The sequence below is a fragment of the Candidatus Pelagibacter sp. PS_11 genome (assembly GCF_059417975.1).
Genome location: NZ_CM182075.1, coordinates 857342 through 881659, shown reverse-complemented (window position 1 = coordinate 881659; position 24318 = coordinate 857342). Strand labels below are relative to the sequence as shown.

The 24318-nt window shown below is 30.5% G+C and carries 25 protein-coding genes; 11 read left to right on the top strand and 14 right to left on the bottom strand.

The window, feature by feature from the left end; translation table 11 throughout:
- Positions 1-5: 5 nt before the first annotated feature.
- The gene (locus AC5SLT_RS04680; protein WP_494591378.1) at positions 6-554 is read left to right on the top strand and encodes a DUF3833 domain-containing protein; all 549 of its coding nucleotides are present in this window, start codon (positions 6-8) and stop codon (positions 552-554) included.
- On the opposite strand, the gene AC5SLT_RS04675 is transcribed toward AC5SLT_RS04680, so the two are convergent.
- Entirely contained in the window at positions 551-1312 is a 762-nt protein-coding gene (locus tag AC5SLT_RS04675; RefSeq protein WP_494591376.1) for an SDR family NAD(P)-dependent oxidoreductase, read from the bottom strand. The genes AC5SLT_RS04680 and AC5SLT_RS04675 overlap by 4 nt on opposite strands.
- Positions 1313-1333: 21 nt before the next feature.
- On the opposite strand from AC5SLT_RS04675, the gene AC5SLT_RS04670 reads away from it, so the two are divergent.
- Both AC5SLT_RS04670 and AC5SLT_RS04665 read left to right on the top strand, forming a co-directional pair.
- Positions 1334-1801: a TspO/MBR family protein gene (locus AC5SLT_RS04670; RefSeq protein WP_271766732.1), complete on the top strand. Its 468-nt coding sequence runs from the start codon at positions 1334-1336 to the stop codon at positions 1799-1801.
- Positions 1802-1809: 8 nt separating this feature from the next.
- On the top strand, positions 1810-2913 hold the full coding sequence (locus AC5SLT_RS04665) for an NAD(P)/FAD-dependent oxidoreductase (RefSeq protein ID WP_494591374.1): 1104 nt from the start codon (positions 1810-1812) through the stop codon (positions 2911-2913).
- 5 nt (positions 2914-2918) lie between these two features.
- On the opposite strand, the gene AC5SLT_RS04660 is transcribed toward AC5SLT_RS04665, so the two are convergent.
- The 6 genes from AC5SLT_RS04660 to AC5SLT_RS04635 are packed head-to-tail and all read right to left on the bottom strand — an operon-like array spanning position 2919 to position 10533.
- On the bottom strand, positions 2919-4370 hold the full coding sequence (locus AC5SLT_RS04660; protein ID WP_494591372.1) for a protein adenylyltransferase SelO: 1452 nt from the start codon (positions 4368-4370) through the stop codon (positions 2919-2921).
- A gap of 8 nt (positions 4371-4378) precedes the next feature.
- Complete coding sequence (gene fdhF, locus AC5SLT_RS04655) at positions 4379-7147, bottom strand: formate dehydrogenase subunit alpha (protein WP_271616769.1); 2769 nt, start codon at positions 7145-7147, stop codon at positions 4379-4381.
- Positions 7147-8805 carry an NADH-ubiquinone oxidoreductase-F iron-sulfur binding region domain-containing protein gene (locus AC5SLT_RS04650; RefSeq protein WP_494591371.1) on the bottom strand — a complete coding sequence of 553 codons (1659 nt, stop codon included), beginning with the start codon at positions 8803-8805 and terminating at the stop codon, positions 7147-7149. The genes fdhF and AC5SLT_RS04650 overlap by 1 nt, the downstream gene beginning before the upstream one ends.
- Positions 8806-8808: 3 nt before the next feature.
- On the bottom strand, positions 8809-9651 hold the full coding sequence (gene fdhD, locus AC5SLT_RS04645) for a formate dehydrogenase accessory sulfurtransferase FdhD (RefSeq protein ID WP_494591369.1): 843 nt from the start codon (positions 9649-9651) through the stop codon (positions 8809-8811).
- A 4-nt stretch (positions 9652-9655) separates the two neighbouring features.
- The gene (locus AC5SLT_RS04640) at positions 9656-10132 is read right to left on the bottom strand and encodes an HPP family protein (protein ID WP_494591367.1); all 477 of its coding nucleotides are present in this window, start codon (positions 10130-10132) and stop codon (positions 9656-9658) included.
- A 2-nt stretch (positions 10133-10134) separates the two neighbouring features.
- Entirely contained in the window at positions 10135-10533 is a 399-nt protein-coding gene (locus AC5SLT_RS04635) for an iron-sulfur cluster assembly scaffold protein (RefSeq protein WP_494591365.1), read from the bottom strand.
- A 43-nt stretch (positions 10534-10576) separates the two neighbouring features.
- Here AC5SLT_RS04635 and AC5SLT_RS04630 point away from each other — a divergent pair, with 43 nt between their 5' ends.
- The 6 genes from AC5SLT_RS04630 to AC5SLT_RS04605 are packed head-to-tail and all read left to right on the top strand — an operon-like array spanning position 10577 to position 16785.
- Positions 10577-11197, top strand: a complete 621-nt coding sequence (locus AC5SLT_RS04630; RefSeq protein ID WP_494591363.1) for a molybdenum cofactor guanylyltransferase — start codon at positions 10577-10579, stop codon at positions 11195-11197.
- A complete protein-coding gene (locus AC5SLT_RS04625; protein ID WP_271627089.1) occupies positions 11190-12437 on the top strand; it encodes a molybdopterin molybdotransferase MoeA in 1248 nt (415 codons plus the stop codon). Before AC5SLT_RS04630 ends, AC5SLT_RS04625 begins: the two co-directional genes overlap by 8 nt.
- A 48-nt stretch (positions 12438-12485) precedes the next feature.
- The gene (locus AC5SLT_RS04620; RefSeq protein ID WP_494591361.1) at positions 12486-13391 is read left to right on the top strand and encodes a DMT family transporter; all 906 of its coding nucleotides are present in this window, start codon (positions 12486-12488) and stop codon (positions 13389-13391) included.
- Positions 13392-13396: 5 nt separating this feature from the next.
- On the top strand, positions 13397-14614 hold the full coding sequence (locus tag AC5SLT_RS04615) for an aminopeptidase P family protein (RefSeq protein ID WP_006997225.1): 1218 nt from the start codon (positions 13397-13399) through the stop codon (positions 14612-14614).
- A 3-nt stretch (positions 14615-14617) separates the two neighbouring features.
- The gene (locus AC5SLT_RS04610; RefSeq protein WP_494591360.1) at positions 14618-15730 is read left to right on the top strand and encodes a serine/threonine protein kinase; all 1113 of its coding nucleotides are present in this window, start codon (positions 14618-14620) and stop codon (positions 15728-15730) included.
- A 2-nt stretch (positions 15731-15732) separates the two neighbouring features.
- On the top strand, positions 15733-16785 hold the full coding sequence (locus tag AC5SLT_RS04605) for a threonine aldolase family protein (RefSeq protein ID WP_494591358.1): 1053 nt from the start codon (positions 15733-15735) through the stop codon (positions 16783-16785).
- Here AC5SLT_RS04605 and AC5SLT_RS04600 read toward each other — a convergent pair.
- From AC5SLT_RS04600 to AC5SLT_RS04590, 3 genes are all read right to left on the bottom strand, one after another.
- Complete coding sequence (locus tag AC5SLT_RS04600) at positions 16778-17005, bottom strand: hypothetical protein (protein WP_484013872.1); 228 nt, start codon at positions 17003-17005, stop codon at positions 16778-16780. The two genes, AC5SLT_RS04605 and AC5SLT_RS04600, sit on opposite strands and share 8 nt — an antisense overlap.
- A gap of 2 nt (positions 17006-17007) precedes the next feature.
- Positions 17008-17511, bottom strand: coding sequence for a hypothetical protein (locus AC5SLT_RS04595; RefSeq protein WP_494591356.1), 504 nt, complete (start codon positions 17509-17511; stop codon positions 17008-17010).
- Between the two features lie 321 nt (positions 17512-17832).
- On the bottom strand, positions 17833-18318 hold the full coding sequence (locus AC5SLT_RS04590; protein ID WP_494591354.1) for a YajQ family cyclic di-GMP-binding protein: 486 nt from the start codon (positions 18316-18318) through the stop codon (positions 17833-17835).
- Positions 18319-18408: 90 nt separating this feature from the next.
- On the opposite strand from AC5SLT_RS04590, the gene AC5SLT_RS04585 reads away from it, so the two are divergent.
- Positions 18409-18615, top strand: coding sequence for a SlyX family protein (locus AC5SLT_RS04585; RefSeq protein ID WP_271486740.1), 207 nt, complete (start codon positions 18409-18411; stop codon positions 18613-18615).
- A gap of 16 nt (positions 18616-18631) precedes the next feature.
- Entirely contained in the window at positions 18632-19813 is a 1182-nt protein-coding gene (locus AC5SLT_RS04580) for a BaiN/RdsA family NAD(P)/FAD-dependent oxidoreductase (RefSeq protein ID WP_494591352.1), read from the top strand.
- On the opposite strand, the gene AC5SLT_RS04575 is transcribed toward AC5SLT_RS04580, so the two are convergent.
- The 4 genes from AC5SLT_RS04575 to AC5SLT_RS04560 are packed head-to-tail and all read right to left on the bottom strand — an operon-like array spanning position 19810 to position 24241.
- Entirely contained in the window at positions 19810-21111 is a 1302-nt protein-coding gene (locus tag AC5SLT_RS04575; protein ID WP_494591350.1) for an MFS transporter, read from the bottom strand. The two genes, AC5SLT_RS04580 and AC5SLT_RS04575, sit on opposite strands and share 4 nt — an antisense overlap.
- Before the next feature lie 58 nt (positions 21112-21169).
- Entirely contained in the window at positions 21170-22030 is an 861-nt protein-coding gene (locus AC5SLT_RS04570) for a DMT family transporter (protein ID WP_494576395.1), read from the bottom strand.
- A complete protein-coding gene (gene gshB / locus AC5SLT_RS04565; RefSeq protein ID WP_494591348.1) occupies positions 22027-22956 on the bottom strand; it encodes a glutathione synthase in 930 nt (309 codons plus the stop codon). The genes AC5SLT_RS04570 and gshB overlap by 4 nt, the downstream gene beginning before the upstream one ends.
- Complete coding sequence (locus AC5SLT_RS04560; protein WP_494591346.1) at positions 22946-24241, bottom strand: glutamate--cysteine ligase; 1296 nt, start codon at positions 24239-24241, stop codon at positions 22946-22948. Before AC5SLT_RS04560 ends, gshB begins: the two co-directional genes overlap by 11 nt.
- Positions 24242-24318: the final 77 nt, after the last annotated feature.

Below are 24318 nucleotides of genomic sequence, written 5' to 3'. Positions count from 1 at the left end.
GCTACATGATAAACTTTAAGATAATTAGATTAACAGTGTTAATATTTGCTTTATTCTTTACAGCAAGTTGTATAAACAATAACTCTATGAAACCGACAGATTTTAAAAATACTGAACCAACTATGACTATAGAGCAATATTTTAATGGTCCGGTTATAGCATGGGGTCTATTACAAGACCGTAGTGGTAAAGTTACTAGACAGTTTAAAGCTGATATGACAGGTAGTTTTGAGGGGGATATTTTAACTCTTAAAGAAGATTTTTATTGGACAGACGGAGAAAAACAAAATCGTATATGGAAAATCAAAAAGATTGATCAAAATTATTACGAAGGAACGGCACCCGATGTCGTGGGTACAGCTAAAGGTTATCAATATGGATCAGCTTTTAAATTTGAGTACGACTTAATGGTCCCATTTAAAGGAAAGAATATTAAAGTTTCTTTTGATGATTGGATTTTTAAACAGGATGAAGATGTTGCAATTAATCGAGCTACACTTACAAAGTTTGGATTTAAAGTTGGTGAATTGACAGTTTTCTTTAAAAAAAATTAATAATTAATCTTCTTCATACCTCTAGCAACTAGTTTAAAATATAAACTACTAGGTAGCATTTGAAGGAATTTTAAAAAATAGGTAAAGGCTTTTGGGAAATGTATTTCAAAACTTTTTTTGATTACTAATCCTTTATAAATTTCATCTGCAGCAAATTCTGGAGTTTTGATCATGGGCATTGGAAAATCATTTTGATCAGTCATAGGCGTTTTTATGAAACCGGGGCTGATTAACGAAACACGCACATTCTTCATTCTCATATCAAAGTTTAAGCTTTCAGCAAAGCTGGTAAGTGCTGATTTTGAAGCACAATATGCACCAGCTGCAGGTAATCCTCTATAGCCCGCAACTGAAGAAATTATAGATATTTGGCCATTTTTTTTCTCAGAAAAATAATCATAGATTGAATTAATTGAATTCATGGTTCCAAAATAATTAACTTCCATTATTTCTCTTATCTTGTCTAAATTAAATTTTTTCTCTGATTTTGGATCATGCATGCCAGTACCAAACACACAGATATCAATATTATCAAATTGTTTGATTATGTCTTTTGCGACTAATTTACATGCATCGACTTCAGTAACATCCAAGGGAAAAGGAAATATATTTTGATTAATTTTTTTAAGTTCATTTAATAAATTTTCACGTCTTGCAGATGCAGCAACCACCCACCCATTTTCTGCAAATTTGATTGCAAGAGCCTTACCAATTCCACTACTTGCACCCGTTATCCAAATAACTTTTTTATCTTCCATATTCTATTGTATAATAGAAATATGTTAAAAAACAAATTCTTATCTTTTTTATTGTTTGCTCTTGTAACTTTTTCTGCATCTGCAATAGGAGGTTTAGCTACTGTAGGTTTTAAAGATCCTTGGTATTCTTTAATCATCAAACCTTCATTTAATCCACCAGATTGGATTTTTGCACCAGTTTGGACAACACTCTATTTTTTTATGACAATTGCTATCTGGAAATTTTGGCATAGTAAAAATAGAGACATGAACACTATTTACCTTTATTTCATTCATTTAATTTTTAATACAACTTGGAGTATAGTTTTTTTTGTTTTTCATAAAATAGTTTTAGCTATGATTGTATTAGTAATTTTAATCTTATTGATAATTATTCTCATAATTAGATTTAAGCGTGTCAACTTGTATAGTTATTATTTAATGATTCCTTATTTACTTTGGTGTCTCTTTGCTTTACTTCTTAATATAAGTTTAATCATATTAAATTAAAATAAATTATGGATGATGTTGTAATAGTAGGTGGTGGAATAATTGGAACTGCTACAGCTTATTTTTTATCTAAAGAAGGTAGAAAAGTAAAAGTTATAGAAAGAGACCCAACTTATAAAACAGCTTCATTTCCATTGTCCCTTGGTGGATTTAGAAGACAGTTTTTTCAAAAAGAAAACATATTACTTGGAAAGTTTGCTAGAGAATTTATTTTTCAAATACCAGAATTACTTAAAACTGAAAAAAATCCAAATCCTACAGCAAGCATGGTTACAAATGGATACTTGTTAATGTTTGGTCCAGAGCATGCTGAGGAACAATATGAAGCCTTAAAAAATCATGAAGCTTGTGAAGCTGGAACTAAAAATATCAAAGGTTCTGAACTATCAAAAATATTTCCTTATATAAATAGTGAAGGTATTGAAACAGCAACTTATACTGACAACCAAAGTGAGGGATGGATTGATCCTTTCATGTTTCATAGCGCCTTAAAAAGTAAGGCAATTGAATTAGGTGCTGAATTTATTAAAGGCGAAGTAAAAAATATTTCTGATATCAAAGCTAAAACAATTATATCGGCAGCAGGATGTTGGACTAAAGAATTATTAAAAGATATTCCGGTAGTTCCACAAAAACACACAGTTTTTAGAGTTAAATGTCCTAAATATATTAAAGAAATGCCATTAACAGGAGATTTAACAACGGGTGTTTACTGGAGACCTGAGGGTGGAGAGTATTTAGCAGGTTCACCTAATTCAGTATTTGATGCTACTGATCTAGAACCAGCTTGGAATGATTTTGAAGAATTAGTATGGCCTGCATTAGCACAAAGAATTCCTGCTTTTGAAGAATTAAAATTAACTGGTGGATGGGCTGGTTATTATGATTGTAATAAATTAGACAACAATGCCGTAGTTGGCAAACACCCTAAATATGAAAATGTATATATGGCTTCAGGATTTACCGGTAGAGGATTAATGCAAGCCCCTGGAATAGGAAGAGCATTAACTGAATTAATTTCTACAGGATCTTATCAAACGATTGATATTAGCGATTTTTCTATTGAAAGAGTTCTTGATAATAATGCTAGACCAGAACCTTACGTTTTATAAATAATTTAAGTTCCACAGAAAGTTTGATACTTCACATGACTATGAGGAGCAGGGGACATTAATTCTAAATCATTTTCTTTAACCTGATATGGATTTTTCAAAATTTCAGTTAATTTATTAAACAAGGTTAAATCACCATTATTAGCTAACATTAAAGCTTCTTCCACTTTATGATTACGAGGTATTACCATTGGATTAGAAGAATTCATTAATTCCATAGATTTATCATGTGGATTATTAAACTTTGTTAACCTTTTCATCCATTTAGTTTTCCATAAATCAAAGTCTGCATTATCATAAACTTCAGATTTTTTAATTGCCTTATTCATCAAAAAAACAAAAGTATTTGTATAATCTGCTTTTTTTTCATACATCCAATTTAATAATTCCATAATTAAATTTTTATCTTCTTTATCTTCACCATACAACCCAAGTTTATCTCTCATCATGTTTAACCATTTTGTTTCATAATTTTGTTCAAATTTATCTAAAGCTTCTGTAGCTAATTTAATCGCTTCATCTTCATTGGTATTAATAAGAGGAATTAGACATTCAGCAAACCTTGTTAAATTCCATTTGGTAATTTTTGGTTGATTTTCATAGGCATACCTACCTAGTTGATCTATTGAACTAAAAACTGTTTTAGGATCATAAACATCCATAAAGGCGCAAGGACCATAATCTATTGTTTCACCAGATATAGACATATTGTCAGTATTCATAACCCCATGAATAAAACCAACACGCATCCAATCAATTACAAGTTGGGTTTGTTTTTCGATTAAAACATTTAGTAAGTCTAATGCTTTATTCTTTGATGATTTTATATTGGGGTAGTACTTTTCAATTGTGTAATTAATCAAGATTTCTAAATCACTAATATTTTGTTTTGCAGCAATGTATTGAAATGTTCCAACTCTTAGATGGCCTAAGGCCACCCTTGTAAGAATTGCACCTTGTGAAATTTGTTCCCTAACCACATCTTCACCAGTTTTAACTACCGCTAAACTTCTAGTAGTAGGTATTTTTAAAAAATGCATTGCTTCACTTATTATATATTCTCTCAACATTGGGCCTAAAACAGCCCTACCGTCACCACTTCGTGAGAATGGAGTTCTACCAGAACCTTTGAATTGTATATCAAATCGTTCATTATTTTTGGTCAGGTGTTCGCCGATTAAAACAGCTCTTCCATCACCAAGCATTGTAAAATGACCAAATTGGTGACCAGCATAAGCTTGTGCTATAGAGTTAGACCCTTCAGGCAATATATTTCCTGAAAAAATTTTTGATAAGTCGTCATCATTAATATTTGAAAAATCTAGATCTAATTTATTTGCCAGATCTTTATTTAGTATTAATATTTCTGGTGCATTTACTGCAACAGGATTGATATTTTCTTTGAATGTTTTTGGTAATCTTGAATAACTATTGTCGAAATGCCAACCAATTGTCATTTTATCAATTAGTTAACTTCTGCTTGATTTTCTTTTGGTTTGATTTCAGTTTTAAATTGGTTTGAGATTTTTTGAACTTCAACTGCTGACACTTTATATTCTGCACACATTGTTTCTTCATCTTTACCATGACCGGTTACCATATTGACCATATGTTCTGGAAAATGGAATGTTGTGAATACTATGCCTTCTTTAACTTTATCTGTAACCTCTACTTTTAGAGCAACTTCTCCTCGTCCAGAATAAAGTCTTGCTATGTCACCTGTATTTAACTCTCTTTTGTTAGCATCATTTGGGTGAACTAATAATAAGTCTTCAGAAACTATATTGATGTTACTTGTACGTCTTGTCATTGTCGCAGCATTGTAATGTTGTAGAACTCTACTAGTTGTTAAAATTAATGGATATTCTTTTTTATTAGTTTCAATTTCTGTAGACTCTTTCCAATCAAAGTTTTTAAGACGTCCTTTTCCAAGTTTGAAAGTTTCTTGGTGTAAAATTTGAGTGTCAGTTCCATCTTCTTGAACTGGCCACTGTAATCCCATTTTACCAAGTCTTTCTCTTGTTACACCTTTAAAGAATGGAACGACATCTGCTATTTCTGCTAGAACTTGATCAGCGTCATATTCAGGTTGGTCAAAGCCTAATTTTTGCATCATGTCTGTTACAATTGTTCCATCAGTTTTAGTACCAGGTAATGGAGGAACAGCTCGATTAACTCTTTGAATTCTTCTTTCGGTATTAGTGAAGGTTCCATTTTTTTCTAAGAAAGTTGTTCCAGGTAATACTACTGTTGCAAGTTTTGCTGTTTCACTCATAAAAATTTCTTGAACAACTAATAATTCTAACGAGTTCATTGCCTGAACTACATGTGCACTATTTGGATCTGTTTGAACGATATCTTCTCCAATAATCCAGACAGCTTTAACTTCTTTATTAATAGCACCATCAAACATTTCTGGAATTTTTAATCCTGCTTTGGTTGGGTGAACCACTCCATATTTTTCAGTGTAAAAATTTTGAACTTTTTCATCAGCTACTTCAAAATAACCTGCACCTTGATGAGGTTGACAACCCATATCAGCTGCACCTTGGACATTATTTTGTCCTCTTAATGGGTTAACTCCAACACCTTTTCTACCAATATTTCCAGTAATCATTGCAAGATCAGCAATTAACATAACCGTCTTAGATCCTTGTTCTTGTTCAGTAACTCCTAAACCGTGGAATTCCATAGAGTTTTTAGCTGTCGCATAAGCAATTGCTGCTTCTTTAACTAACTGTTTATCAACACCAGCGACTTTCGCTAGATGATCCATATCTTGTCTCTCAATTTCTTTAATGAAATTCGCAAAACCTTCAGTTCTATCTCTAACAAAATCTTTATCATAAAGATTTGCTTTTAATATAAAATGTAACATCATATTTAAAACAGCCACATTTGTTCCTGGTCTAAGTTTAATATGATAATCAGCAAGTTTAGCAAGCTCAGTAGTAATTGGATCTAAAACTATTAGTTTTTTTCCTTTCATTACTTGTTGTTTAATTTTTGCTCCGGTAACTGGGTGAGCATTTGTAGGATTTGCTCCTATAACCATAAATAAATCTGCGTGATAAATATCTTCTGTAGAATTAGTTGCAGCACCAGTTCCAAAAGTTTGTTGCATTCCCCAAGCTGTTGGTGAGTGACAAATTCTTGCACAACAATCAATATTATTAGTTCCAATTGCAGCTCTAATCATTTTTTGAAATACATAATTTTCTTCATTAGTACATCTTGCAGAAGAAATTCCAGCTACAGCATCAGGGCCACTTTCTTTTGTAATTCTATTTAATTCTTTTTTAATAAAGTCATATGCTTCATCCCATGATGCTTCTTCAAATTTTCCATTTCTTTTAATTAAAGGAGTTTTTAACCTATCTGGATGATCGTAAAATCCAAATGCATATCTTCCTTTAATACAAGTGTGACCTGCATTAACTTCAGATTCTTTAGGCGTAGATATTGCAACAACTTTATTATCTTTAATTGATGCTTCTAAATTACATCCAACACCACAGTAAGAGCAAGTCGTTCTAACTTTTTTATCTACTGCAACAGATTTTGATTGATAAACATCAGAGATAGCATCTGTCGGACATGTGTGTGCACAAGCACCACAAGATACACAAGACGAATCTCCAAACAATGCATCGTTGTCAGTTGTGATTTTAGATTCAAATCCTCTACCACTCATTGTTAAAACAAAAGATCCTTGAATTTCGTCACAAGCACGAACACATCTTCCACAGTTAATACAGTTATCTAAATTCATTCTCATATAATCGTGAGATGTATCTTTAGCAATGCCCTTGTGTTGCTTTGGACTGTTATATCTATGATCTGATATGCCTAAATCATTTGCAACATCTTGTAGTTCACAATTATTATTTACTTCACAAGTTCCACATTCCATTGGGTGGTCAGTTAAAACTAGTTCGACAATATTTTTTCTTAAAGCCGTTAAATTTTCATTATTTGTAAAGATGTATTGGTTTTCACCAACTGGTGTATGGCATGATGCTACAACTTTAGTTGGACCATCTTTTACAAGAGCCACCTCTACAGAACAAACTCTACAAGCACCATAAGGGGCTAAATTTGGATCATCACAAAGAGTTGGAACTTTTTTTTCACCCAAATAACTTTTTACAAAATTTAAAACAGATGTATGGTTTGGACCAATTTCATATGGCTTTCCATCTATGTAGGCGATTTTTCTTTTTTCTGAGCTCATTAATTATCTTTCACCATATCATCCTTCATTTCATCACCAAAATATTTTAATATATTCATGATGGGAGTAGGAATTGCTCCACACAAAGCACATAAACAGCCTTTTTGCATAGTTACAAGCAGCTCATTTAGTAATTTTAATGGAATCTTAGCAGTTTTATTCTTTGCTTGATCAAACATTTCCTTACCTCTGTAAGAACCAAGTCTTCCAGGAAAGCATTTTCCACATGATTCTTCGGCAGAAAACTCAAATAAATGATGGATATATTCAATCATAGGAAAGTCTTTTGGAATACTTACTATACTTGCGTGTCCTAACATAAAACCTGCAGCAGTAAATTCTTGAAAATCTAAATTTAATTTTTCAATCTCGGTAATAGGAATTACACCTCCTAATGGACCTCCAATTTGTAATGCTTTAATGGGCTCTTTAAAACCACCACCAATATCATTTAAAACTTTTTTCATTGGTGTTCCCATTTCAACTTCATAAACACCTGGATTATTGAAAAAACTATCAAAGCAAACTAATTTGGTTCCAGCAGATTTTTTATTTCCGATTGCAGAAAACTTATCAGCTCCATTAATAAGTATACCCGTAGCTGCAGCTAATGTTTCAACATTATTTACAACTGTTGGTTTCTTATAAAGACCTTCAGTGACAGGGAAGGGAGGTCTTACATCTACTTCAGCTCTTCTACCTTCAATTGATGCAATTAATGCTGTTTCTTCTCCACAAATATAAGCACCTTGTCCAATACAAATATTTAAATCAAAAGAAAATTTAGTTCCTAAAATATTTTCACCAAGTAAGCCTGCTTCTTTTAAAGAATTAATTGCCCCATTAATTGCTTCAATAGATTTTGGGTACTCTCCTCTTATATATAAAACACCTTCATCACTACCAATAACATAACCACAAATAACCATTCCAAATAAAACTTTTAATGGTTGATCTTCTAATAAATATCTATCAGAGAAAGCACCTGAGTCTCCTTCATCGGCATTACATATAACATATTTTTTTTCAGAAGAAGCTTTTCTACAAAAATCCCATTTCATACCAGTAGGAAAACCAGCACCACCTCTGCCAGTTAAATTAGAGTCTAGAAGGGATTTAGTTATCTCTTGTTTGTCAGTAGCAATAAATTTTTTTAACAGTTCCTTAAATTGATCTAAATTAGAAAGTTTGTCATCCATTAAAAAACTAGTTGAGGCGTAACTTTTAGAAAAGAATTTTTCTTGAGCTATGTCTTCACCTTTAATTATTTGATCAATCTTATTAATATCGTTTCCGGCATAATTCTCACCATCATAATGAAAAGCATTATTTTCATAGCAGTGACCAAGGCAAAACATTTCACCAACTTTATCGTCACCTAATTTTTCTTGTAATTTTTTTTTAAGCGGCTCTTGAGTACCGGCACACATGCAAGCGCTTCCATTGCAAACAAAAGCTTTTTTCTCTCTATGAGAGGGTCTTAAAAATTCATAAAAACTTTCTGCGCCATGAATAGTTGAGACACCCATGTTATATTCTTTTGCAATTTCCTTAATACCATCAGCATTATTTGATTTTAATGATCGTTCAGATATTTTTTCGAACAGATTATTCTTTAAACCTATTCTGCCGGATAAATTACTTATATTTTTTGACACTTATTAACCTTTAATTATCACTCTGTCTTTATTACTATAAATATTAAAACTATCTTCTTTTACAAAACCTATCAATGTAATGTCAAACTTATTAGCTAAATCTATGGCCAGACTTGTTGGCGCACCAACTCCAATTAGAATACCAATATTGGTCATTAAAACCTTTTGAACTAGCTCAAAATTTAGTCTTCCAGAGCACGTTATAAATTGGGAAGAGGGGGTTAATAATCCCTTATTTAATGAATAACCAATTAATTTATCAAGAGCATTATGTCGACCAACATCCTCTTTTATACACACTATTCCACCATCGCTTGTAAATAGGCCACTAGCATGAATGCCACCTGTCTTAGAAAACTCTGATTGATTATCCCTTAGCACAGAAGGAGATTTGATAATTATTTCTTTAGAGATCTTAGGTAAAGATTTTAAGACCTTATCTTTTTTGATAATCTCTAATGAATCTAAAGAGGTTTTACCACAAACACCGCAAGATGAATTTGTTAAAAAATTTCTTTTAATCTTATCAATATCTATGTTTTCAGAATTGTTTAATGTGACAACAATTTTATTTTGTAGTTTATACTCACCTACATAATCTCCAACACTCTCAATTTTCTCAATATATTCATTTTTTTCAATAATTTTTTCATTGAAAAGAAAACCTCTAACTAGGTCTTCATCATTACCTGGCGTTCTCATTGTTATAGAGATTATATTTTGTTTCCAAGTTTCTTTAGTTTTAAATTTAATTGAAATTTCTAAAGGCTCTTCAATAGAGATTAAGTCTTCTACATTATTTAAATTATTAGACTTATATTTTTGTATTTTATATTTTGAGTTCATTGGATTAACTTGAGGGGTAGTTCTTTTTTAAAATAAATTTATTTAAGATTATTCCGAAAATTAAAATTATTAGACAACCAAAAATTATAGGATTTATTAAGTATTCAAATGAAACACCTCCAATGATGACCATAATAGGGTTTCCACCTGCTGGTGGATGAACAACATCTAACACAATCATAAAAAAAATACCGAACCCAACTGCCATGGCAATATTTATAAATATTGGTAGATCAACATAGTTTACAAACAAAATTCCTATTAGTGCAGTTAAGAAATGACCAAAGAATATATTTTTAGGTTGAGCGAATGGGCTTTCAGGAAATCCGTATAGTAATACCATTGAAGAACCAAAAGAGGCTGCCAAAAATAACCCCATTGTAGTTTTATATGTGAGCAGCGTAAGAAACCCAATAGTAATAGTTGATAAAACTCCTGCGATAGATGCTTTTAAAAGTTTTTCTTTAGTAATGTTAATCATGGTTAAAATTTCAATGCCTTCGATATTGTTTTAAACGGTAATAAAAGACATTCTTTTCTTGAGATATTATCTTTATTCATAATTTCTTTGAAATCATTCCATTTTTTTTCAATTTTAATATCTGTTTCATTAAACAAACCTTCAATTGAAATAATAAGAGACTTAATATCACTTATATTTTGATCAATAATCTTTTGAGACAGCATACTAACTGATGCCTGACAATACACACATGAACGACACTGGTAACCCATATCCTTAATTTTATCATTTTTCACAATTAATCTGATTTCCATTTCATCACCACACAAGGGGTTTTTATTTTTTGAGTGATGGGTATGATTTTTAACTATTTTGTGATTTGCTGTGTTAGATGCAATTTTGAGAATTCTTAGGTCCATTATAATTCTTTAATTAAGAGATTAATGTTTTATATTTTGATTTATGAATGATAACAATATTTTAGCTGTTGTACTAGCAGGTGGAAAATCAAAAAGATTTGGGCAAGATAAAAATTGCGTAAAACTTGGATCCAAAACATTGCTAGAGCATGTTTTGTTCAAAATTAGCAATAAATTTGAAGAAATATTGATTGTCTCAAGTAATCCATTGAAGATAGAAGAAGCAAAAAATACCACAGTAATTCCAGATTGTTTTAATGATCTAGGACCTTTAGCAGGAGTGCTAAGTTCCATGAAGTGGGTAAAAGAAAATAAAAAATCATACAAATGGATTGCAACTTTTCCATCTGATACTCCATTTTTTGATCCAATTATTATTGAAGAATACAAAACAAGAATTGAACAAAGTAAAAGCAGTTTATATTTTGTGAAATCTAACGAAAAAAGACATAATATTTTTGGTTTATGGTCAATTGATTTAATGGAAAAATTAGAAGAAGATTTAATAATAAATAATTATCGAAAAGTTGAGGAATGGGCTAATAAAGTTGGTGTGAGTACAATTGATATTAAAATAAAAAATTATGATCCTTTTTTTAATATAAATACCAAAGAAGACCTTGAAGTTGCTCAAACTATTTTAAATCTTGATAAAAATGATTGATTACAAAAAAGCAAAAAATATTTTAATAAAATCAAAAATAAACATTAAAGATGAAGTTATAAACACATCAAAATCATTAAATAGAATTAATGTTCAAGACATTTACTGTCCTGTGAATTATCCTGCAGGAACTAATGCTGCATTTGACGGTTTTGCCATTAATTCTAAAGACACATCTACGATTAATAAAAAAAATCCTAAAGAATTTAAAATTTTAAAATCAATATCAGCAGGTGATAATCCTAAATTAAATAAGGTAAAAAAATTTCAAGCTGTTGAAGTGATGACGGGTGCTCTAATTCCTAAATATTTTGATACCATTATTCCCATAGAAAAAATTGTGTTTACTAACAATAAAAAGTCTATCGTAATAAATGAAAAGATTAAAACTAATCAACATATAAGACATGCGGGATCTGATTATAAAAAAAAGGAATTAGTTATTAATAAAGGAACTATTATCCAGCCATCACATATCTTAGCCTTTAAAACATTGGGTATTAAAAGTATTAAAGTTAAAAAGAAGCTTAATATTTTATTTTTTTCCACAGGAAATGAAATTTCAAATAATGTAGATATTGCTGATTGGAAGGTTAGAAATTCAAATAGTCATTATATAAAATCTTTATCTAATAATTTTTTGTTTAATTATATAGAAGGTGGAATTTTGAGAGATAAAGATGAACAGTTTTTTAAAAAACAAATTGATAAAAATCTTAGATCAAAAATAGATATCATAATTACCTCAGGTGCTGTTTCAGCAGGTAAACATGATTTTATCCCCTCTGTAGTAAAAAAATTTAATTTATCAAATTTTTTCAAAGGGGTGGCCATTAGACCGGGTAAACCAATTTTATTTGCTAAATTTAAAGGAAGTGAAAAGGCTTTCTTTGGGCTTCCAGGTAATCCTATTTCTTCTTCCGCCTGCTTTAGATTTTTTGTATATCCCTATATTTTAAATATCCTTGGAGTTAAGGAGGAAAAACCTTTTAAAGCTAAGTTAAAAAATTCTTTCTTTAAGAAAAAAAATTTTACTAGATTTATAAAAGCAAGGCTTACTACAACTCATAATGGAAATTTAGAAATCAAGGTACTCAAAGGTCAAGAATCTTTTAGAATAAAATCTTTTGTAGAGTCTAATATTTGGGGCCTATTTAAACATGGTCAGTCAAATTTTAAAAAGAGCGAACTTATTGATTGCTATTCTCCAATTGGTTCAAATATTAATATTTTTAAATAGATCTCATTTTTATTGTAGTGCCAATTAATAAGCATTAAGTATCGAATTATGATTGAGCAAAAAAATGAAAAAATTGCAATTCCAGTAGTTTTATTAGCAGGTCTTATATGGTCCTTTGGACCTTTGGTTGTAAGATACATGGATCAACCCAATTTAGTTCCATGGCAATATATTTTTGCACGTGGTCTTACAATTTTTTTGATTTTAAATCTTTATCTTTTTTTTGAAGAGGGAAAAGATTTTTATAAGAATTATTTAAAGATTGGAATTTCAGGTATCATTGGCGGAACGGGACTAGGTATTGCAATGATTACCTTTATTTATTCAATAACAAATACTAGTGCAGCCGTTACTTTACTCTGTTTAGCTGCAATGCCATTTTTTACAGCTTTATTAGGTTTCTTATTTTTAAAAGAAAAAATTTCACTTAATGTTTGGATAGCTATATTTATTGCAACCGTTGGAATAATAATCATAGCCATTGGTAATACTGAAAAAAATTCTTTATTAGGGCTTATTTTTGGGATGACTTCTTCAATTGGGTTTTCTGTTTTTTCAGTGACTTTGAGATGGAAAAAAGAAACACCAAAATTTACAACAGTAGCTTTTGCAGGTTTATTTTGCTTTGTAGTTGCTGCAATAGTTATTTTATCTAATGATATGGTTTTGTTGTCTTCAAGTTATAACGGAGCATTATTTTCTATACATGGAACGTTAGTTTGTATGGGTTTAATTTTATATTCTATTGGATCAAAAGCAATCCCCGCTGCAGAACTTACTTTATTGTCACTAACCGAAGTTATAGGAGGAATTTTTTGGGTATGGGTTCCAATTTTAGGAATTAATGAAATTCCGTCGACTAATACGATAATAGGTGGCTTCTTTCTTTTTATGTCTATCATTTATTATAGTCTTACAATTAAAACTAATAGACGGTTTATCGCTCTTAATTAATTATAATGGAAAGACCAAATTTTTTTACTCTAAAGAATGGTGAAAAGGCCAAACTACCTTTTACAGATCAAGAATATCAAAGTCGATTAACTAAATTAAGAACCACAATGAGTAAAAATAATCTTGATATGATTATTTTAACTTCAATGCACAACATTGCTTACTATACAGGATTTATTTATTGTTCTTTTGGTAGACCTTATGGCTGTGTAGTAACAGCTAATAAAATTTCAACAATTTCAGCAAACATTGATGCTAGTCAACCTTGGCGTAGATCTCATAGTGATAATGTTATTTATACTGATTGGAAAAGAGATAATTTTTTAAAAGCAATTGTTTCAATTATTGGAAGAGACGAACCTCCTAAGAATATTGGTATTGAAAATGATCATGTAACCTTAGATGTTAAAGAAAAGCTTACGTCTATTTTTACTTTTTCAGTTTTCAGCGATGTTTCAAAAGATTTAATGCAACTTAGAATGATTAAATCTGCTGAAGAAATAGAAATTATTAAAAATGGTGCAAGAATTGCTGATCTTGGGGGCGAAGAAATTGTCAAAAATATTAAAGTTGGAGAAAGCGAGCTTGAAATTGCAATAGCCGGTAGAGATAGAATGGAGCGTGAAATTGCAAAAACGTACCCTGATGCAGAATATATGGATACATGGGTTTGGTTTCAGTCGGGACTTAATACGGATGGTGCTCATAACCCAAAAACCAATAGAAAATTAAAATCAGGAGATATTCTTTCTTTAAATACTTTCCCTATGATTTCAGGGTACTACACAGCTTTAGAGAGAACTCTTTTTTTAGATAAAATTGATGATGCATCCTTAAAAGCTTGGGAAGCAAATGTTAAAGTTCATAAAAGAGGATTAGAGCTAATTAAACCAGGTGTAAAATGTTCTGATATTTGTCATGAGTTGAATGAACTATTTGCTGAGCTTGGTTATCTTCATTATAGAACATTTGGTTATGGTCATTCATTTGGTGTCCTATCTCATTTCTATGGAAGAGAAGCAGGATTAGAACTTCGTGAAGATATAGATACTGTTTTAGAGGAAAACATGGTGGTTTCTATGGAACCAATGATCATGATACCAGAGGGTAAACCAGGAGCTGGTGGATATAGAGAGCATGATATCTTGGTTATAGGAAAAGATAATGCAGAAAACATTACTAAGTTTCCTTTTGGTCCAGAACATAATATTATCAAATCATAAATTATGAGTGAAAAAACTGTAGTTAATAGTTGGAATGAATGGGATCCTTTAAAACATGTAATTGTTGGCAAAGCTGATGGTACTTGTATTCCAGCACCAGAACCTGCATTAGATGCAAAAGTTCCAGAGGACAGTGACATGCGAGGTCAGTTTGGACCAAGAACAAAAGATACAGTTGATAAGGCAAATGAACTTTTAGACAATTTTTCAAACATGCTTGAAAAAAGAGGTATCAAGGTCGATAGACCAGACCCAATAGATTTTAGCCAAAAAACATCTACACCAGACTGGGAGGCGGAAACAATGTTTGGCTGCATGCCACCACGAGATGTGTTGTTAACTGTGGGTAGTGAAATTTTAGAGGCGACAATGAGTTATAGATGTAGATGGTTCGAGTACCTTTGTTACCGACCATTATTACAGAAATATTATAATGATGACCCTAATATGAGACACGAGTCTGCGCCAAAACCAAGGTTAACTGATGCAGATTATAGGAAAGATTATTTATCTGATAAAATTGGTATTCAAAAAAGATTAGAGTGGACTGAAGATAAGTTTTTTGTAACAACTGAAGAAGAACCATTATTTGATGCAGCAGATGTTTTAAGATTTGGAAAAGATTTAGTAGTTCAGCATGGATTTACTACTAATCTTAAAGGAATTGATTGGCTTAAAAGACATTTTAAAGATCATAGAGTTCATGCTGTTAATTTTCCAGGTGATCCTTATCCAATTCATATCGATGCAACCTTTACTCCTATTAAAGAAGGATTAATCATTAATAATCCTCAAAGAAGATTGCCAAAAGAACAAAGAAAATTATTTGAAAATAATGGATGGGAAATTATTGATAGCGCACAACCCGCACATAATGAGCCACCACCATTATGTTATTCTTCAACTTGGTTATCAATGAACGTTCTAGTATTAGATCCAAAAACTGTTTGTGTTGAAAAAAGTGAGGTATATCAGGCAGAACAATTAGATAAATTAGGAATGGAAGTAATCCCTGTTGATTTAAGAGATGCTTATGCATTTGGTGGAGGCCTTCATTGTTGTACAGCAGATGTTTACCGTGAAGGTGAATTAAAAGATTATTTTCCAAAACAATAAATATGGCAACAGTTAAAACAAAAAGAGAGCGAATAAAATTTGCTTCTGATAATGTAGCGGGCGCATGTCCTGAGGTATTAGATGCGATATTGAAAGCTAATGATGGTGATAGCACTCCATACGGTAATGACCAAATATCAGCTGATTTACAAAAGAAGTTTTCAGAACTATTTGAAAAAGATGTAATTGTTTTTCCAACTGCATCAGGAACGGCTGCTAATGCATTAGCTTTAGCAACAATGACACCGTCATATGGTAATATTTATTGTCATAAACTTTCTCATATTAATACAGATGAATGTGGGGCACCTGAGTTTTATACAGGGGGTGGAAAATTAGTTACTTTAAATGGGATTAATGGAAAAATAACACCTGAAGAATTAGATAAAGCTATTACTGGTAAAGGCATTGTGCATCATACTCAACCTGCTTCAGTAAGCATTACTCAAGTTTGTGAAACAGGAGAAGTATACCAATTAGATGAGATTAAAAAGATTTCTGAAATTACGCATAAGCATAATTTAAATATGCATATGGATGGAGCAAGATTTGCAAATGCTTTAACTGCATTAAATTGTACTCCTGCTGAAATGACCTGGAAATCAGGCATTGATGTTTTATCATTTGGAGCAACCAAAAATGGTTGTCTTGCAGCTGAAGCAATTATTTTTTTTAATAAAGATCTAGTTGGCAATATTGCTTTTTTAATGAAAAGAGCAGGGCATTTATTGTCTAAGATGCGTTTTGTATCTGCTCAGCTTGATGCGTATATTTCAAATGATGTCTGGTTAAGGAATGCAAGACATGCAAATAAGATGGGAAAAAAATTAAGTGAAGGATTAGCAAAACATAATAGTATTAAACTAGCATACCCAACAGAAGCGAATGAAGTTTTTGCAAAATTTCCAAGAAATATGATTGAGCATTTAAATTCTGAAGGTTACAAGATGAATGAAGATGAGCTTGATGGACAAGCAGTTAGATTAGTTGCTGCCTGGAATACTCAAGAGAGTGATGTGGATCAATTATTGGAGATCTTAAAAAAATCTAACTAGGATTTTGTTTTAAAAATTCAATATATTTAACAACTTCATCAAATTGTTCGTCAGGTATATCTTTATAAGAGTTCTCAAACTTCTCTTTGACACATAGAGCAACATGAGCGTAGGGGTTTCTTCCTTTAGGATGATTTGGATGGCTTGGTAACTGACCTAGTAAATAATCGCCAGCTTCCTGTATCATTTTCCACAGTTTACTTGCGTTTTCTTTATCCAAGTTTAGTTTTGAGAGGTTTTGTCGATTTTAAAATTTTCTAAAGCTGAAGTAGTTACCTCTGAGTCTTGATTATTATCTATCTCTTTTTTTGCAAATTCTCTTTCTTTAAACTTTTGTTCTTTTATTAATTCTTCTTGTAATTTTAATTTTTGTTCTTGGTCAAATTTTTCTTCCCATTCTTTCAATTTAATATTTTCAATTTTTTTCTTTAATTCCTCTTGCTCTCTTATTTCTTTTAAAAATTTTTCTTTTTTTCTTCTTTCCTTTAAATCTTTGTTTTTTTGTTCTTCTTCCCTAACTCTTAAATCTAATTCTTTTCTATTTTGCTCTTCTTCTTTAAGTTTGAGCTCTTTTTCTTTTACTCTGAGATCTTTGTCAATTTGACCCAAATCTTCATCTTTTTTAATTAGTCTTTTATTTTCTATTTTAATAGACTCTTCTTTAGTTTTTAATTCTTTATCTTTTAAATTTAATTTATTATTTTCTTTTTGAAGTTTTTCTTTCAAAATTTTTAATTCTTTTTGTTCTTTTAAAATCTCATTTTTTTCTTCAAGTTTTTTTAACTTAATTTTTTTGATTTTTTTATTTTCTAAGTTTTTTCTATATTTTGAATATGCATTACTTAAAGTATTGGTGGTAATAGAAGCTAGCTTTGTTAAGCTAGACTTATTTTTTGAAGATTTAATTTTTTTTTTTTTTATTTCTTAAAGGCATTCTTTTAAAAAATTATTTGATCAAATAAATCATGAATACTCAATAAGATTTATATTATTTTTTTTAAATACCGTCTAAAATGAGTTCAACCTATGATTGTTATTTTATGATTTTTAATCTCTAAAGTTAACAAATTCTATTGGAAGACCAATATCAATAGCGCTTATTGCTGACATAGCCTCCTGAAGATCGTCTCTTTTTTTTCCTTCAGCTCGTAATTCTTCTCCTTGAATTTTAATCTGAATTTTAAGTTTTAATTTTTTTATTTCAGCAATAATTTTTTTTGCATTTTCTTGGCTAATACCTTCTTCTAGTTCACTAACTTGTCTGATTGATGAACCTGCAGCATTTTCTGAATTTTTAACTGATAATACTCTTGGATCTACTTTTCGTCGGATAAGATGAACCTGTAATAATTCATTAACTTGTTTTAATTTTAGCTCATCGGGAGCTAATGTGGTGATAATCTTATCTTTTCTTTCAATTGAGATATGAAGTCCTTTAAAGTCAAATCGATTACCAATTTCTCTAAGGCAGTTTGCAAGAGCGTTATCAAACTCTGGGTAGCTAACTTTACTGATTACATCAAATGAAGGCATAATTTTTTATTATATAATGAATTGACCTTAACAAAAATTTTCATAATTGACTATTTGATTTATTTTGAAACTCTTTTAAGTTGCAATTATATGGAAGATTTAGTCAAAAAATTAGAAGAACAGATCAGCTTTCTTCAAAATGAAATATCGCAAATGAGTGATGAAATGTATTCTCAACAAAAAGAAGTATCAGTTTTAAAAAAACAAGTTTCAAATCTTGAAAAAAGAGTCAACGAATTAGAGAGCAGTGATGAAGCGGGTATGGTTATGATTGATAAAAAACCCCCACATTATTAAACTTTATTATTAATCCATGACAGAACAATTTGATGTTATTGTAGTAGGTGCGGGTGCCGCTGGTATGATGAGTGCCATAGAAGCTGGTAAACGGGGACGAAAAGTACTTTTAGTCGATCATGCAAAAAAAATAGGAGAAAAAATTAGAATATCAGGTGGTGGACGATGTAATTTTACCAACATACATACTCATCCTAGTAAGTTTATTTCAAATAATCCTAAATTTGTAATATCAGCTTTAAAACAATACACGCCAAATAATTTCATAGATTTAATAAAGAAACATAATATTAAATTTCATGAAAAAAAATTAGGACAGCTCTTTTGTGATGAAAGTGCTCAACAAATTATAGATATGCTACTTTTAGAGTGCGAGATGGCAAAAGTAGTTTTAAAAAAAGATACAATTATTGACGACATTGATAAAAAAGATAATAAATATTTTATAGTTGTCGGAAGTGATAAATACTTCTGTCAGTCATTAATTGTTGCAACAGGTGGGTTGTCTATTCCAAAAATTGGAGCAAGTAAATTTGGCTATGATATTGCTCAAAAATTTGGTTTAAAAGTTATTGAAACATTACCAGCATTAGTTCCTTTAACATTTAGTGAAAAAATACTGGCAATTTGTAAGGAGCTTACCGGGTTATCTGTTGAAGCAGTTGTTTCTTTTAAAAAAACTTTTTTTGAGGAAGGAATGTTATTTACCCATAGAGGTTTGAGTGGACCTTCTATATTACAGATTTCTTCTTATTGGAAATTAGGAGATAATATCAAAGTTAACTTATCACCAAAGCTTGATGTAGATAAATTTCTACATGATAGAAAGATCTCTAATCCTAAACAAGATATAAGCATTATAGTTTCTGAAATTCTTCCTAAACGATTAGCTCATATAATCTGCAATGAAAATAATGTTAATGGAAATATATGTGAATTATCGAACAAAGTATTAACTAGTTTGAGTAATTCTATAAATGCGTGGGCGGTAAATCCTACAGGAACTGAAGGTTATAGAACAGCTGAAGTTACTTTGGGTGGTATTGATACTGAGGAAATTTCTTCTAAAACAATGATGTCCAATAAACATCCTGGATTATTTTTTATTGGAGAAGTGGTTGATGTTACTGGTCATTTAGGTGGTTATAATTTCCAATGGGCTTGGTCTTCTGGATATGTTGCTGGCCAGTATGCTTAAAGGCTAGTTGTTGTTTGAGTGTCTTCAGTTTTTTGAGGTTCATCAATAGGTTCTACTGTTGGACTTAACTCAATTCCAACAGGTGTGATAGAGGATGGCATTGCAACGAATTGCGAGTCAGGATTATCAACAACTTCTCTTATAGTATTTCTATAGATACCAAATGCTCCAATTAACATGTGAAAGAATATTAAAAAAACAAAAAACCCATTTAATCCAACTATATTCATAAAGATAGAACACAAAAAAGGTCCTCCCATTGCACCCATACCAAACGTAAATTGTAAACTAGCACCAGCTGCAACGAATTGTTCCTTAGGTATAAAGTCATTTGTGTGAGCAAGAATTAGAGAAAACATAGGAAGACTACATACTGAAAATAATATTAAGGATATATAAAACCAAGTTCTGTTAGTTGCTAAATCACCTGGTAAATACATTTGTCCAGATGAAATTATTGCACAAAAAGCAAAAAAAGCTGCTCCAAAAGTTGAATAGATAATTACTTTTCTTCTATCAAAAGAATCTGAAATTTTTCCTATAGGCCATTGTGATATAGCACCCGATATAGCTAATAAAAAAGTTACAAGTGAAATTTCAAAAATTGAAAAATTCATTGATGCAGCATAAACAGCAAGTAACGTAAATAAAGCAGACTGTATGGTTCCATAAAAAAATGAACTCACCATTCCAAAAGGAGAAGCTTTATAAACTTCCTTTAAAGACATAGCTTTAACTTTTTTAAAATTAGGTGGTTTTTTTTTAGTAAGTAAAATTGGCACCAAGGCCGCTGAGGTAAGTACTGAAATCAAAATAAATGGTTCAAATTTTATTGGGTCACTAAAGTTTAAAAAAAACATTCCAATACCCATGGCACCATATAAGATGACCATGTATATTGATAGAATACTTCCTCTATTTTTATTACTAGCTCTGTCGTTTAACCAACTTTCAGCTACCGTATAAATCGAGACCATACTTATTCCTGTAAGAACTCTTAATAAAAACCAAACAAATGGATGAATAAAAATGGAATGGAGCAAAACAATAAGCGATGCAATTGAAGCAAATGCAGCAAACACTCTAATATGTCCAACTCTAGAAATAATATGCGGAATAGATTTTGCACCAATAAAATACCCAGCAAAATAACCAGACATCATAAAACCTGTTGATATTAAACTAAAATCTTCTGCTACTGCTCTTACACCAAGCAATGAGCCTTGGAAACCATAAGCCATCATAATGAAACCCATTCCAGTAAATAGTGCCCAAGAGTTCTTTAAAACTTTATTCATAAAATTGACCGTACTTATTTGCGATCTAGATGTAAATCAAGTCTTTATTATGATTAAATTATGAATTCTTTAGCTTAATAAAAGAGTGAATGGCAATTGCTGTAATGATAACGGCACCACCTTGGATAGTCTCAAGGCTGGGCTGCTCCTTAATAATCAACCATACCCAAATAGGACCAATTATAGTCTCTAGTAAGAAGAATAGGTTCACTTCAGCTGCAGGTATGAACCTTGGAGCTATAGTCACTAGCACAAAAGGTATAGCAACACACATAACACACATTAGAGGAACAATAATTAGATCACTATCAACTAGTGCAAAACTTTCAATGAACAGAAGTGCAAACATCGCTACAATTAATTTTCCAACAACAGCAGCTGGGATTAAGTTTTTATCCTTTGCGGATCTAATAGTAACCGCTCCAACAGCTAAACCTAAAGCAGTTATTAAGCCTAATATATCTCCAAAAAAGTTACCTAATTGTATTGAATCGTAGAATATATAAATAGCAGCAGTAAAAGTTACAAATATTGTAATCCATGTTTTTCTATCAGGTAATTCTTTTAAAAATATTGCACCAAGCACTGCAGATAACATAGGAGCCATTGCAATCATAACTAATGTGTTTGCAACATTGGTATTTTGTATTGAAACAACAAAGGTAATATTGGTTATAGAGAAAGTACCAATATAAAGTAAGCCATGATAGCCACTTGAAAAAAGCATTTTAAAGAAATTTAATTTATAAATTAATAACATTCCTAAAAATACAGTAATGAAAGGAATAAGGCCTCGATAAAAAACAAGCCCCCAAGTATCAACATTAGAAAGTCTAATAAATAAACTATCAGGAGTAATAAACATTACTGCAACAAATGCGAGTAAAGATCCTTTTTGCTGGTCGGATAATTTGTTCAAGCTTTTAATCCTTTCCAAAATGTTTTTGCAAGATTAATGCTTGTAAGATCATAAAAAGATTTTAATCCTGTAGGAGAAGTTACATTAATATCTCCATTTAGTTTTTGGTCGATAAAATCAATACCAGAAAAATAGATGTTATTTTTTTTAAGATCTTTACCAATTATATTTGAAATTTTATTTTCTAATTTTGTTAATTTAACCGAGATAGGTATGGCTCCTTTACTCATGTTGCTTAAAAAAGATCCTTTTTTTGGAACTCTAGAGATCGCACCGCAAACTTTACCATTAATTATAAAAACTCTTTTATCTCCAAACTTAATTTTAGGTAAAAACTTTTGACACATAATATGCCCATGTTTTTTTATGAAATTTGTAATCAATTTTGTATTTATTTTATTTTGAAATAAGTGAATATCATTGCCACTAAAACTATGAATAGGTTTTATAATAATTTTTTTATTTTTAGAAAAAAACTTATTAATTTCGTTTATATCTTTTGTGAAAATTGTATCTGGCATATATTTTTGAAAAGATGTTGAATATAGTTTTTCAGAGATACTTCTAATAGAAGTTGGATTATTAATAATTTTAACTTTATTTTTTATCTTATCTAAAATGTAAGTTGTTGAAATATATTCTAAATTAAAAGGAGGATCTTGCCGTATCAAAATATACTTACATTGTGTAAGTTCTAGTTTTTGTTGGTTTAATATTTTAAAAAAACGTTTATTTGAATAATTAAACTCTACGTAAAATCCATTCGCTACGACCTTATCGTTAATAATTGAGAGCTCTTTAGGTTCATAATAAAAAATTTTGTATTTTAACCTTTGTGCTTCAATGGCAAGAAATATACTAGTATCCGTTAGAGGCTTTAGTTTTGAAGGATGATCACCTTGAATTGCAACTATCTTATTTGTCATATAAATCGTTTAAATTTTCATTCTTAGAAAATTTATCTATCATATGATCTGCGTTTGTTGTCTTATTATCAATCAGTTTATCTAAGTGATTTAAAAACTTAGCCTCATTATCATTAGATTTACTCAAAATGTCTCTGTTTAATAATCCTTTTCTAGAAATCCCAAGCAGCAATGACGCCCAATGTAATAGGTCTTTTCCCATTAACTCAGTGTTAAACCCTTTTTTAGGTGCTTCTAGGTAGGCATTAATTATTTTATTTTTATCCCACTTAGAAACCAATTCGTAAGCCTCATCTAAATTTCCATATAATATTCCAGTATTAAAAGCAGGTCCAGAACACAAACAGTCCCAACCACAAGTGTCCATTGATCTTAACTCTATATATTTCTTAAGTCTATTTTCTGTAAAAATTGTACTTAGGTGAGTGGTTAAATCGTCTTCAGTTGGAAGTCGGCTGTTAATTTCACTAATTTTTCCATTCATGAAATCTGAAAATGAATAATTGCTTCCTGATAAATATTCTTTTTCGTTTTGAATAAATAATAAAGGAAAGTTTATTGAAAAATCTGCATATTTTTCAAAATCCATATTATCAAAAAAAACTTCAGGTAAACCTCCTCTCGATGTTTCTTGCCAAACTTTAGAACGATAAGAACTGAAACCACTATTTTTTTTTTCAACTATTGAAGAATTTGCAAATAGTGCGATAGATATTGGCACTATAGAATTAATTATTTTAAACTTCTTAATAAAATCTTTTTCAGAATCGTAATCCAAGTTAAGTTGTGTACCACAAGTTCTATACATCATATCTAAGCTTAAAGAACCACCATTGGGCATATCCTTAGTCATTACTTGATATCTTTGTTTTGGATTATTAGGAACTTCATTAAGGGATGAAATCGGATCAAAACCAGCACTAACAATTTTTAAATTTAATTTTTTTGTTACTTGCTGTAACTCAAATAAATAATCATGAGATTCAGCGCAAGCTTCATGGATATTATTTAGTTTATCACCTGATAACTCAATTTGATTTCCTGGTTCAAGAGTAATACTTTTTCCTTGTTTCTGTAATCCAATAATATTTTCTTTTTCCATTATTGGCTTCCAACCAAATTCGCTTAGAAGTGAAAACATTTTAAGGACAGTTGGGTAATCTACTCTTTTGTTTGTTTTTTCATCAAATAAAAATTTTTCATGCTCAATGCCAATTTTAAAATTTTTAACATCTTTAATTCCAGACTCAAAATATTTGATTATATGTTCTTTATGAGTGATCATTGATTTATATATAAGGATTTAAAGTTTATTTTAAAGTCTTTATGTTTAACGCTTCTGTTTAAAAGTTTTGTATTGAT